Genomic DNA, 12949 nt, shown 5'->3' with positions numbered 1-12949 from the left:
TGATCGTAGCAAATCGGTAACTGTTCGCGAAGGTTTAGAAGCCAAATACAACAATACTAGAGTGAAATTCTCTTATGCCAAAGGAACTGATTTACCATTAATCGATCGTTCTACTGAGAAGGTTTCTACGGTAAATGTGCCTAATAAAAAAGGATTTGCTAAAGCGGTTAAAGCTGCAAAAAATAGCGATGTGGTTTTAGTTGCAATGGGAGAAAACTACCACTGGTCGGGCGAAGCTGCTAGCCGCAGTGAAATTACCCTTCCAGGAAATCAGCGCGAGCTTTTAAAAGAACTGAAGAAAACAGGTAAGCCAATTGTTTTGGTATTATTCAATGGTCGCCCGTTAGATTTATCATGGGAAGCTGAAAATGTAGATGCCATAGTTGAGGCTTGGTATCCGGGTATTAAGGCAGGTGATGCTGTGGCTGATATCATTTCTGGAGACTACAATCCTACTGCTAAATTGGTAATGACTTTCCCTCGTAATGTGGGTCAGGTGCCTATTTATTACAACATGAAAAACACAGGTCGCCCATTTAACGATGATGCTCCTGCCGATTACCGATCAAATTATATCGATGTGGAAAACACTCCGCTATATCCATTTGGTCATGGTTTATCATATACCAATTATGAGTACAGCAATCTAAAATTGAGCAGTGCTGAATTTTCTAAAGGTGGTTCTATCAATGTTTCCATTGATGTTACCAACAATGGAAATTACGATGGCGAAGAAGTAGTTCAATTGTATATACAAGACATTGTAGCTTCGGTTACACGTCCGGTAAAAGAGCTAAAAGGTTTTGAAAAAGTTGCTCTTAAAAAAGGAGAAACTAAAACCGTTGAATTTACCATCGACGAAAGTACTATTGAGTTTTTAGATAACAACATTAAACCAACTGTGGAAGCAGGTGACTTTAATGTGTGGGTAAGCACTAGTTCTAGCGATGAAAGTAATCACAAAACTTTCTCATTTAAATAAAAAATCAACTATTGTGGCTCAGCTGATAAAAACAGCTGAGCTGCATTAATAATAGAATTCAGTATAGATTATAAACCCTTACTTATTTATCATTTTATAATCAATTTAATACCTCATGAAACACACAACTAACATGTTATTTCTATTAATTACGAGCTTTATTCTAGCATCGTGTTCTAGCAATAACAAACAAGACAAGACGCAACCCAACATTCTCTTTATCATGACTGATGACCATGCACTACAGGCTATCAGTTCGTATGGGCACCCCATTTCAAAGCTAGCCCCAACTCCTAACATCGATCGCCTTGCTAAAGAAGGCTTCTTGTTTACCGAAAACTATTGTGCCAATTCAATATGTGGTCCCAGTAGAGCATCTGTACTAACAGGTAAACACTCTCATGCCAATGGTTTTATGAAAAATGATGGTACTAAGTTTAATGGCGAACAGGCTACAATATCAAACATACTTCAAGAAAACGGATTTGAAACGGCTGTAATTGGAAAATGGCATTTGAATTCACTACCCGTTGGGTTCGATTATTACCGAATTTTAAATGATCAAGGAGAATATAACAACCCTGATTTTATAACAAAAGAGGGCACTACTCAAGAAACAGGATATGTAACCGAACTTATTACCGAATTTACGCAAGATTGGCTAAGCAATAGAAATTCTGATAAACCTTTCTTTTTAATGATGCAGCATAAAGCACCGCATCGTAACTGGGTACCTGCTGAAAAATACTATCGCTTATTTGAAAACACAGAGTTCCCAATTCCAGATAATTACTTTGATAATTACCAAGGTCGACAAGCTGCTGGCGGACAAGAAATGAATATATATGTAGATGCATATGAAGGTCATGACTTAAAAATGGTAACAGGATTAGATAGCGATACACTTTTATACGATAGATGGCCTGATGTATTCTTTGGACGTATGACAGACGAAGAACGTAAAACATTTTTAGAGGCCTATCGCGAACGAAATAATGATTATTACCTTACAGAAAGAACTGAAAAAGAAAAAGCAGAATGGAAGCTACAACGCTACTTACAAGATTATTTGGCATGTGTTAAGTCTGTTGATGAGAGCATTGGCGAAATGTACCAATATCTTGAAGAAAATGATTTATTAGAAAACACAATTGTTGTGTATACTTCTGACCAAGGCTTCTTTTTAGGGGAGCACGGTTGGTTTGACAAACGATGGATGTATGAAGAATCGTTTAGGATGCCATTGATTATCCGTAATCCATTTATTGATAAAAAAGGCGTTAGCATAAATCAATTTACACAGAATATCGATTTTGCTCCAACATTTCTAGATATGCTTGGAGTAGACTCTCCAACTGATATGCAAGGTGAATCAATCTTGCCTTTAATGGAATCCAATTCTGAGGATGTACCATGGCGAGAGTCATTATACTATCATTATTACGAATACCCAGGTTTCCATAGTGTAAAGGCTCATAATGGTGTTAAGAAAGGGCACTTTAAATTAATTCATTTTTATAAAGATAAAGTTTGGGAGATGTATGACCTTGATAAAGACCCGGATGAAATGCATAACATCTACGGCCAGGCTGAATACAAAACCAAACAGGAAGAATTACATAATGAACTCGATAGCTTAATTCTAAAATATCAGGTACCTGATAAATACTTACATTAAATGATATTATTATTTATAAATATGCTGATGTCATTAAATCTTTCAATCAGCAATTTTGATTTGGACAAAACAGGTGAATTTCAGAAAGGTGCCTTTGTTAGTAATTCAGACACCTTAAACTATCAAATTCTATTACCCATAGGTTTTGATTCGAAAAAAAAATATCCCTTGGTTTTGTTTTTACATGGATCTGGAGAAAGAGGATACGATAATGAAGCGCAGCTTACCCATGGGGGCGACTTATTTACTCAAAAAAGTAATTTAGTTGACTTTCCGTGTATTGCTTTATTTCCGCAATGCCCACCAAATGAGATGTGGACTAACAGAAAAAAAGAACAAGGTGCAAATGGTCCCATCTTTTCATTTGATGTAGAAAGGCCATTACCAAAATCATCACAATTAGTAAACCAATTGGTTGATACACTTTCAAAAGCTAATTATGTAGATGCGTCAAGGTTATACATAATGGGAATATCAATGGGTGGCATGGGTACTCTTGAGCAATTGTATAGATACCCTGATAAATATGCTGCCGCGGTGGTTATTTGTGGCGGTCATGATAAAACACTTGCAAATAAATATGCACAAACTCCAATATGGTTTTTCCATGGTGGAGTTGATGATGTTGTTCCTCCATATTTATCAAAAGACATTTACGATATCGTTAAAAAAAGCAATCGAAAATCGAAATACACATTATATCGAAACGATAATCATAATAGTTGGGACAGCGCCCTAGCCGAACCAAAATTATTAAAACGGATCTTTAAATATAAAAGTAAATAACATGCGTAAAATATTAAATACACTACTATTAGTGTTTGCACTATCAAACGTTTCTGTATATGCACAGGATCAATTACCGCAAACCTATTGTAATCCTATCGATATTGATTATACTTATATGGTTTATAATTCTGCCAATAATTTATCCTATCGCTCTGGTGCCGATCCTGCAGTTGTGGAATTTAGGGGTGAATATTACATGTTTGTAACCCGATCTTTCGGATATTGGCACTCTACAGATCTTGTTAACTGGGAATTTATCAAACCGGCTCAATGGTTTTTTGAGGGATCTAACGCACCTTCGGCATTTAATTATAAAGATTCAGTAATCTATTTTGCCGGAAATCCTGCTGGTTATGGAAGCATTCTTTACTCTGACGATCCTAAGTCGGGTACGTGGACTCCAACGGCTTCTATTTCAAAAAACATACAAGATTCTGAAATATTCATTGATGATGATGGCAGAACTTATTTGTATTGGGGATCGTCCAATGTGTTTCCTCTTAAAGTAAAAGAGCTTAATAAAAATGATAGAATGCTTGAAATTGGGGAACCGAAAGAACTTATTTATTTAAATGAGGAAGAGCATGGTTGGGAGCGTTTTGGCGAAAACAACTTTCATCCAACCATAAAAGAAGGTTATATGGAAGGAGCCTCAATGACCAAGCACAATGGTAAATATTATTTACAGTATGCTGCTCCAGGTACACAGTTTAATGTTTATGCTGATGGTGCTTACGTAGGCGATTCACCAACTGGTCCTTTTGAATATATGAAAGGAAATCCAATTAGTTTTAAACCTGGTGGTTTTACCAACGGTGCCGGTCATGGTATTACCGTAAAGCAAACCAACAATCAGTATTGGCATTTTGGCACAACAGCACTAGCCTCTAATGCGCATTGGGAACGCCGTTTATGTATGTATCCAACTTATTTCGATAACGAAGATATTATGCACAGCAATACGCATTATGGCGATTATCCGCGTTATGCGCCAAGTCATCCAACAAAAGCAGGTCAACACAATGGCTGGATGTTATTATCATACAAAGGCAAAGCCACGGTATCAAGTTCTGTTCTGCAAATAGAAAAAAGCACGGCCGATGATGGTGAATTCGATATTGAAGAAATGCCAGAAGAGCGCACTGCAGATGGTAAAATTTTATCAAAGATATTAACGGATGAAAACCCTAAATCTTATTGGGTTGCCGAAGCTAATGATGATAAACAGTGGATAGAAATTGAAATGCAAAATGTTGGAATGATTTACGCATTGCAACTTAATTTTCACGATCATGAGGCGGGTATTTACACACGTGTAGAAGGTCTTCGTCATCGCTATACAATTGAAGCATCTCTTGATGGTACAAACTGGGAAACAATTGTTGATAAAAGCAAAAGCTATAAGGATACACCTAATGCATACCTCCCTTTAAGCGTTCCTGTAAAAGCTAAGTATGTACGTTATAATAACATCGAGGTTCCAGGAAATAACTTTGCCATGTCTGAGGTACGCGTATTTGGTTTGGGCGAAGGAAAAATACCATCGAGCGTTAAAAACTTCAAAATTAGCAGAGAAGCGGATCCACGTGATGCTGTTATGTCGTGGGACGCTGTTAAGGGTGCTCAGGGTTATAATATCCGTTGGGGTATTGCTCCCGATAAATTATACCATTCGTGGTTGGTTTATGATGTGAACGAGCATAAAGTTCCATCCTTAGATAAAGGAACGGATTACTATTTTACCATAGAGGCTTTTAATGAAAATGGAATATCCAAGAGTACAAAACCAGTACTCGTTAAATAAGTATCTAAAATCAAAATGGCGAATTTAATTTGCCATTGTATAACTACCAAATAATCCTCTCTCATTACTTTATAATGAGGGAGGATATAAAAATCACCTCTTGATCTTTGCTTCATATAACTACTATTAACAACTAAAGAATTACAAATGAAACAACTTATTTATTTCGTATTAGTGTTTGCTCTAGCAGGAAACCTTACTGCTCAAAAAACGGACCATCAGATATTGGAAGAACTTCTGCAAAATACTTGTAAGTTTTACGATATGCTCCGCACTGATAAAGGTTTATATAACGATTATGTGAGCACAAAAGAGAGTTCTGACAGAGGATCTTCTGCCAATATTGGAATGGGCTTAGTTTCTCTTTGTGTGGCCACAGAAATGGGATGGACTAACAATGCAGAAGAGCAAATCACAGAAACCTTAGAAACAGTTTTAGGAATTAACGATTATGGTGTTAATCTTGAGAAAACTGATGAAAATTGTTTCATCCACTTCTTTAATATCCATACAGGCGAATCAATGAGTCATGATTTTAGCCCCATTGACACAGATTTAATGTTAGGTGGAGTACTATTTGCCAAGCGATATTTTCATGAAAATAAGAAAATCGGAGAATATGCCGATCGTTTATACAATATGATCAATCATGAGGTATTTGTTGGCGATTGGGAAAAAGGTCAAATTGCACTTGAGATGAACCCTGATGGTTCAGCTAAAAACAACTACACCTTACCCTACAATGAATATATGATTGTAGCGTGGTTTGCTAAAAATCAAGCCAAAAAGAAGAATAATGCCGCCAATAAGTTGTGGGATAAATGGTATGCTTCAACTCAAAACTTACCACATGCCACTTACACCAGTAAATCAGGCGAAAAATTTGATATCCCAACAGATCATGCCGTAACTAAAGAGTTTACCTCTAATTTCACATTCATGTTTAATTATATGTTTGTGCACGATTTCTCGATAAGTGAAGAATATCATGAAGCTATGAAAAGTGCGGCCTTAGCAGATAGAGCGTGGTGGCATGATAGAAATGATCTTGATGAAATGGGAAAACAAACATACGAATGGGGAACTACTGCCGGTATTGGTTTAAGAGATAACAAAGGGGAGTTAGTGGAAAGTTATTGTGTAGATCGAATTTGTGAAATTAAAGACATCAACACAGATAAAGACCGAAACAAAGGCAAAAACGTAGCACTAAGTGCGATGGCTGGGTATTCTGCAGTATTACCAAATTTAGTTCGTGAAGATTTAATTGCAATATATCGAGATTCTCGTGGACTAGGTAAAATGGCACTACCAGCAAGAGAAGGAATTTCTGATGGTGGCGACTATATTCTATGGAAATACAGCTATAGTGACTTAAATTGGCGCCCATCTAAGGTAGAAGGTGTTGATTATGGTTGTATGCTGTTTGGATTAGCCGCCTTACCTGAAATGTTAGGAGTTGAATTCTTTCAAGAATATAACGACTTCTTTAATAAGGAAAAGCCAAGTTATAAAAGATAAAATCAAACAACAGTTTGTAAAGGAGAATGGTACATACTGTTCTCCTTTTTTTATGCTTATTTACCTTCCCCTGCCAAAACAGTTCTAACGGTAAATAGAATTATCTTAAAATCAACCAATAAGGTCTGATTTTCAAGATAAAGAAGGTCAAATTGTAAACGTTCAATCATTTCATTTATATTTTGTGCATAGCCAAACTTAACCATACCCCATGATGTAATACCTGGCTTAACCGTTAATATATGCGCATAGTGTGGTGCTTTCTCTGCTATTTGATCAATAAAGAATTGACGCTCAGGACGAGGACCTACCAAAGACATATCACCCATAACAATATTAATAAATTGAGGTAACTCATCAATTCGCCACTTTCGCATATATCTGCCAAGCTTAGTAATACGCACATCATCTTCTTTTGCCAAACAAGGTCCACTTTCTTCAGCATTAATGTACATTGACCTAAACTTGTAAATAGTAAAAACCTTACCATTCTTTCCGATTCGCTTTTGAGCGTAAAAAATAGGTCCGTTTGATCCCTGTTTAATTAATAGGGCAAGTATTAAGAATATAGGCGCACAAAATAGCAAGCCTAATAGTGCTATTGAAAAATCAAGAAATCGTTTCATAACCCCTTGCCAAACAGGCATTTTAAAAGGAGTAATGGTTACAAAAGGTAACGTCTCTAGTGTATTTGTTTTAACAGCCCCTTCAATTATTAAATTAATATCCGGATTTAAGCGAATAGTAATACCACTTTGCTTTAATAATGTAATTACAGAATAAATACCTTCATGATTTCGAGGGTCTAAACAAACTACAGCCTCGTCAATTTCATTCTTGTTAATAATCGAGCTTAGCTTATCAATATTTCCAAAATGCTTACAGTAATTATTAATCTGAGGATTTTCTTCATTATTAGGTGATACATATCCAATAAACTTAAACCCTAAATTATATTTAAATCCCAAGAAATCTTTAATAATAGCTAAAGCACGTTCGTTATTACCAATCAAAATCGTGTTGTATGAGATATTTCCATTTCGTTTTTGTTTCTGGAAAAGTTGAATCCAAATAACCCTAGATATAATAATTAACCCTCCAAGTAGTGATAAATACTTTATAAAAAGTATAAATTGAAAATAGCTTACGTAATACGGAACTGTTTTAATTAAAAGTAACAATAGAAGTGCTGAGCCACTAAAAACGGATAAAAAACTTGGCCATATTATTGATAATCCTGATCTCTTATCCACCTGAGTGTAAGCCCCGAATAAATAAAAATTATAAACCCAATAAAAAGTTGAGGTTAAAAAAAATAGAGGTATTGCAAACCCTTTTGATAATATAGGTAAGTGCTTATTAAGGATGTGCAATGGCAAATCAGGAAATAACTGAAGTATTATCAAATGCGACAAGCAAATAAATACAATATCAGATAGCACAAAAGTATATTTTACCCTGCGTTCATTTATCCTATTATTTATTGAAAATAAGTTTTTTATCATTGATCTCCATAGTGAATTAAGCCACCTCAACAAGGCTTATAACGTACAAAGTATAAGAATATTGTTTACAAAATAATAGATATAATATTACTTTTACACATATTTTTTTTGAATGATTGATACATACAGACATAAAGGACTGCGGCTAAGATTGGTAGATGAAATTGAGAGAAAGGGTATAACTGACTCCAATGTATTATCAGCAATTGGTAATGTTCCTCGCCATCTTTTTTTTGAAAGTAGCTTCATGCAATTTGCTTATCAGGATAAGGCTTTTCCTATTAGTGCGGGTCAAACCATATCACAACCTTATACAGTAGCCTTTCAAACGCAATTATTAAAGATTAAGTCAGGAGATAAAGTTTTGGAAGTAGGAACAGGCTCTGGCTATCAAGCTGCAGTGCTAATTGAGGTTGGTGCAAAGGTTTATACTATCGAGCGTCAAAAGGAGTTATATAATAAAACCAGTACCTTTCTACCAAGACTAGGATACCGACCACTTTTCTTTTATGGAGATGGTTATGCTGGCTTGCCTAAGTATGGTCCTTTTGATCATATAATAGTAACTGCTGGTGCCCCCTATATTCCCGAAGATTTGTTAACGCAAATAAAGATAGGTGGGAATATGGTAATTCCCGTTGGAGATAAGTCGCAGAATATGATTAGAATTACTCGAATTTCAGCAACTGAATTTGATCAAGAAGATTTTGGTAAATTTGCTTTTGTTCCTATGCTAAAAGGCACTGCAAAATAGATAATAATTAAAAACAATATATCATGTTAAAAGTACATACATTACCGTATAACCCTTGGCAAGAAAATACTTACTTAATTTCTGCCGATAATGGCGAGTGTATTATAATTGATCCCGGTTGTTTAGCTGACCATGAGCAACAACACTTGGTACAATATTTAAAAGAGAACAACCTTACTCCAACAAAACTATGGAATACACATTTACATCTTGATCATGTTTTCGGGAACCGTTTTGTATCCGATACTTTCAACTTAAGTGCCGTAGCACACAAAGGTGATGAGTTCTGGATAGAAAAAACGGTGGAATATGCGGGTTCTATGGGTATTGAGGTAAAAGAAAACCCTCCTGCTATTGGCACATACTTCGAAGATGGGCAAGAGCTCGAATTTGGCGGATCAATCATCAAAATTATTCACGTACCGGGTCATTCTCCAGGTGGAGTTGTATTATATGCTGAAAAGGAAGGCTTCGCAATTGCTGGCGATGTATTATTCCGTGATAGCATTGGTAGAGCTGACTTACCTGGTGGAGATTATGATACTTTAATTTCAGGTATCAAAGCAAAACTACTTACATTACCTGCTGAAGTTGCTGTATATCCAGGACATGGACCATCAACAACCATTGGGTACGAAAAAGAAAATAACATGCACTTGCAATAGATTAATAGTTAGTCTGTTTTTAGGCTGTAGCCAATAGTGATTTTTTTGTATTTCAAACAAATAACAAACACTATCAATCTATTGGTAGATAAGTCTCTTAAAATAAAGAAATTTAAAAGTGGATACCCCTTAAGCCGAGGGTATATCCACTTTTTTTATGATTTCTCTGATAAAAATCATCCCAAAATACTAGTTGTGTCATTTTTATAACTTGTTTAATATTATAACTTTAGCCAGGTAATTAACACAACCAAATCATTTTTTATTAAGTTGACTCATAGGTAATTAAAGACCTTCAGGTCGTTTAAAGAATTATAGAATGGCTACAGATAAATTTGTTGCGCGTCATATTGGTCCGAGAGATCACGAGATAGACGAAATGCTAAATACCATTGGAGTAAAGTCAATGGATTCACTTATTGAAGAAACAGTTCCTGCGAATATTAGATTAAAAGAACCTCTTCGATTAGCTAAGGGTTTAACTGAGCGACAGTATTATCGTAAAATAATGGCAATTGCCGATAAAAATAAGGTATACAATACCTATATCGGAATGGGATATTACGATACAATTACCCCTGCAGTGGTGCTTAGAAATGTACTTGAAAACCCAGTATGGTATACTTCATATACACCTTACCAAGCTGAAATTTCTCAAGGTAGACTTGAAGCTTTATTAAACTTCCAAACCGTAGTAAGTGAACTTACTGGTATGGAGCTGGCTAATGCTTCCTTATTAGATGAAGCAACAGCTGCTGCCGAAGCTATGGTAATGATGTTTAATTCTCGCTCACGAGCCATGGCAAAAGCAGGTGCAAATATTGTTTTTGTTGATGAGAATATCTGGCCACAAACCAAGGCGGTTCTTGAAACCAGAGCTGAACCTCTTGGCATTACATTACAGTTTGGTAAATGGAATGAGTGTGAACCTACAGAAGCCTATTTTGGTGCCATGGTTCAATTCCCAAATTCTGAGGGTAATGTAGTTGACTATAAAGAATGGATTGAAAAATTACATACTGCTAATTGTAAGGTGGCTGTTGCTGCTGACTTATTAAGCTTATCCTTATTAACTCCTCCGGGAGAATGGGGTGCCGATGTTGTATTTGGTACAACACAGCGCTTTGGTGTTCCAATGGGTTATGGCGGTCCTCATGCTGCATTTTTTGCCACTAAGGCAGATTATAAAAGACATTTACCAGGTCGTATTATCGGTATTACAAAAGATAAAAACGGAAAAAGAGCCTTACGAATGGCACTTCAAACACGCGAGCAGCACATCAAACGCGAACGTGCTACTTCAAACATATGCACTGCTCAAGCTTTACTAGCTACTATGGCTAGTTTCTACGCAGTTTACCATGGCCCTGAAGGTATTAAACAAATAGCTGGTCAAATTCATAACATTGCTAGTTTACTTACAAACGAAATTGAGAAATTTGGCTACAAACAATTAAACAATAACTTTTTTGATACAATTCGTTTCTCACTGCCTGATAATGCTTCGCTTGATTTAATAGAGAAGTATTCATTAGAACTTGAGATGAACTTCCGCTACTGCGAAAATGGAGAAGTGGCTTTAAGTATTGATGAAACAACAAATCTTGAAGATGTTAATTGGATAATTGAAGTATTTGCTAGAGCATCAGGAAACGAAATTGTTGAGATTAAAGAAATACCAGAAACTTGCACCATCGATAAATCTTTCATCAGAGAAAGTTCATTTTTACAGCAAGATGTATTTAATCATTACCGCTCTGAAACTGAGATGGTACGCTACATCAAAAAATTAGAGCGCAGAGATATTTCATTAACACATTCTATGATTTCATTAGGCTCTTGTACTATGAAGTTGAATGCGGCTACTGAGATGTTGCCACTTAGTTGGATTCAATTTGGTGGTATTCACCCATTTGTGCCGGCTGATCAAGCTGCGGGTTACCATTTATTAATGGCTGAACTAAAGCGCGATTTAGCTGAAATTACTGGTTTTGCAGATGTAAGCCTTCAGCCAAACTCAGGTGCGGCAGGTGAGTATGCAGGACTAATGGTTATTAGTGCATATCATAAAAGCAGAGGCGAAGCGCAACGCGATGTGGCTATTATTCCTTCTTCTGCGCATGGTACCAACCCCGCAAGTGCTGTAATGGCAGGAATGAAAGTTGTGGTTGTGAAGTGTGATGAAAGAGGTAATATTGATGTTGCCGACTTAAAAGAAAAGGCTGAAAAGTATAAAGATACCTTATCTTGTTTAATGATAACTTACCCATCTACACATGGTGTTTTCGAAGCTTCTGTTGTTGAGGTTTGCGAAACTATTCACCAATTTGGTGGCCAGGTATACATGGATGGTGCTAATATGAACGCTCAGGTTGGTTTAACCAATCCGGGAGTAATTGGTGCCGATGTTTGTCACTTAAACCTGCACAAAACATTTGCTATTCCCCATGGAGGTGGTGGCCCTGGTGTTGGCCCAATTGGTGTTGCTAAGCACTTGGTTGAATTTTTACCTTCGCACCCAGTAATTAATAATGGTAGATCTGGAATTAGCGCAGTTTCTGCTGCTCCTTTCGGAAGTGCTAGCGTTTTACCTATTACCTATGGTTACATTAAAATGTTAGGTAGCGATGGATTAACAAAATCTACTGAAATGGCTATTTTGAATGCCAACTATTTAGCACATCACCTTAAAGATGGTTACGGAATCCTGTACACAGGAGAAAATGGAAGAGTAGGACACGAAATGATTTTAGAATGTCGTCATTTTAAAGCCAGCTCAGGAATTACCGAATTAGATATAGCCAAACGTTTAATGGATTATGGTTTCCACGCACCAACGTTATCATTCCCAGTGCATGGTACTTTAATGATAGAGCCAACGGAGAGTGAATCGAAACAAGAACTAGATAAGTTCATTTCAGCACTCACAGGTATTTTAAGTGAAATCAAAGAAATTGAATCTGGCGAAGCTGATAAGGAAGATAACGTACTGAAAAATGCTCCTCATCCTGATTACAAAGTAGTATCTGATGAATGGTCGCACCCATACGGAAGAGAAAAGGCGGCGTTCCCACAGGAGTGGATTAAAGAGAACAAATTTTGGATATCAGTAGCAAGAGTAGATGATGCTTTTGGTGATAGAAATTTAATTTGTACTTGTGGTTCTCCTGAAGAGTACGAATTACTATCGTAATTTATATAAAAGATAAATTTAACACTAAAATGGGTAGTTCTGAATACGGAGCTACCCA

General features: G+C 36.3%; 9 protein-coding genes. 8 read left to right on the top strand and 1 reads right to left on the bottom strand.

Annotation, left to right across the window (positions count from 1 at the left end; genetic code table 11):
* The 5 genes from A8B35_RS05015 to A8B35_RS04995 all read left to right on the top strand — a co-directional run.
* Positions 1–982 (top strand): glycoside hydrolase family 3 C-terminal domain-containing protein (locus A8B35_RS05015; protein WP_171973158.1); only part of this gene is annotated, 982 nt, incomplete at its 5' end.
* Between the two features lie 115 nt (positions 983–1097).
* Positions 1098–2660, top strand: coding sequence for a sulfatase family protein (locus A8B35_RS05010; RefSeq protein ID WP_075602286.1), 1563 nt, complete (start codon positions 1098–1100; stop codon positions 2658–2660).
* Positions 2661–3446: a carboxylesterase family protein gene (locus A8B35_RS05005; RefSeq protein WP_075602285.1), complete on the top strand. Its 786-nt coding sequence runs from the start codon at positions 2661–2663 to the stop codon at positions 3444–3446.
* A 1-nt stretch (position 3447) separates the two neighbouring features.
* Positions 3448–5253, top strand: coding sequence for a family 43 glycosylhydrolase (locus A8B35_RS05000; protein ID WP_075602284.1), 1806 nt, complete (start codon positions 3448–3450; stop codon positions 5251–5253).
* A 147-nt stretch (positions 5254–5400) separates the two neighbouring features.
* Positions 5401–6774, top strand: a complete 1374-nt coding sequence (locus A8B35_RS04995; RefSeq protein ID WP_075602283.1) for a hypothetical protein — start codon at positions 5401–5403, stop codon at positions 6772–6774.
* A 56-nt stretch (positions 6775–6830) separates the two neighbouring features.
* Here A8B35_RS04995 and A8B35_RS04990 read toward each other — a convergent pair whose 3' ends face one another.
* A complete protein-coding gene (locus A8B35_RS04990) occupies positions 6831–8279 on the bottom strand; it encodes a sugar transferase (RefSeq protein WP_075602282.1) in 1449 nt (482 codons plus the stop codon).
* 112 nt (positions 8280–8391) lie between these two features.
* On the opposite strand from A8B35_RS04990, the gene A8B35_RS04985 reads away from it, so the two are divergent.
* The 3 genes from A8B35_RS04985 (at position 8392) to gcvP (ending at position 12891) form a co-directional block, all read left to right on the top strand.
* Positions 8392–9033 (top strand): protein-L-isoaspartate(D-aspartate) O-methyltransferase, encoded by a 642-nt coding sequence (locus A8B35_RS04985; RefSeq protein WP_075602281.1) that lies wholly within the window; start codon positions 8392–8394, stop codon positions 9031–9033.
* 23 nt (positions 9034–9056) lie between these two features.
* Positions 9057–9698, top strand: coding sequence for an MBL fold metallo-hydrolase (locus tag A8B35_RS04980; RefSeq protein WP_075602280.1), 642 nt, complete (start codon positions 9057–9059; stop codon positions 9696–9698).
* Positions 9699–10017: 319 nt separating this feature from the next.
* Positions 10018–12891 carry an aminomethyl-transferring glycine dehydrogenase gene (gcvP, locus tag A8B35_RS04975; RefSeq protein WP_075602279.1) on the top strand — a complete coding sequence of 958 codons (2874 nt, stop codon included), beginning with the start codon at positions 10018–10020 and terminating at the stop codon, positions 12889–12891.
* Positions 12892–12949 lie beyond the last annotated feature (58 nt).

This window comes from Saccharicrinis aurantiacus (genome assembly GCF_001660705.2).
In the GTDB taxonomy this organism is placed as follows: domain Bacteria; phylum Bacteroidota; class Bacteroidia; order Bacteroidales; family Marinilabiliaceae; genus Saccharicrinis; species Saccharicrinis aurantiacus.
The sequence above is the reverse complement of the archived record's forward strand: the minus strand, read 5'-3'. Positions and strand labels throughout refer to the sequence as shown.

Bases quoted from the DNA above. Each gene is read 5' to 3' on its own strand.
- A8B35_RS05010 (WP_075602286.1), top strand. From the start codon at position 1,098: ATGAAACACACAACTAACATGTTATTTCTATTAATTACGAGCTTTATT.
- A8B35_RS05005 (WP_075602285.1), top strand. From the start codon at position 2,661: ATGATATTATTATTTATAAATATGCTGATGTCATTAAATCTTTCAATC.
- A8B35_RS05000 (WP_075602284.1), top strand. From the start codon at position 3,448: ATGCGTAAAATATTAAATACACTACTATTAGTGTTTGCACTATCAAAC.
- A8B35_RS04995 (WP_075602283.1), top strand. From the start codon at position 5,401: ATGAAACAACTTATTTATTTCGTATTAGTGTTTGCTCTAGCAGGAAAC.
- A8B35_RS04990 (WP_075602282.1), bottom strand. From the start codon at position 8,279: ATGATAAAAAACTTATTTTCAATAAATAATAGGATAAATGAACGCAGG.
- A8B35_RS04985 (WP_075602281.1), top strand. From the start codon at position 8,392: ATGATTGATACATACAGACATAAAGGACTGCGGCTAAGATTGGTAGAT.
- A8B35_RS04980 (WP_075602280.1), top strand. From the start codon at position 9,057: ATGTTAAAAGTACATACATTACCGTATAACCCTTGGCAAGAAAATACT.
- gcvP (WP_075602279.1), top strand. From the start codon at position 10,018: ATGGCTACAGATAAATTTGTTGCGCGTCATATTGGTCCGAGAGATCAC.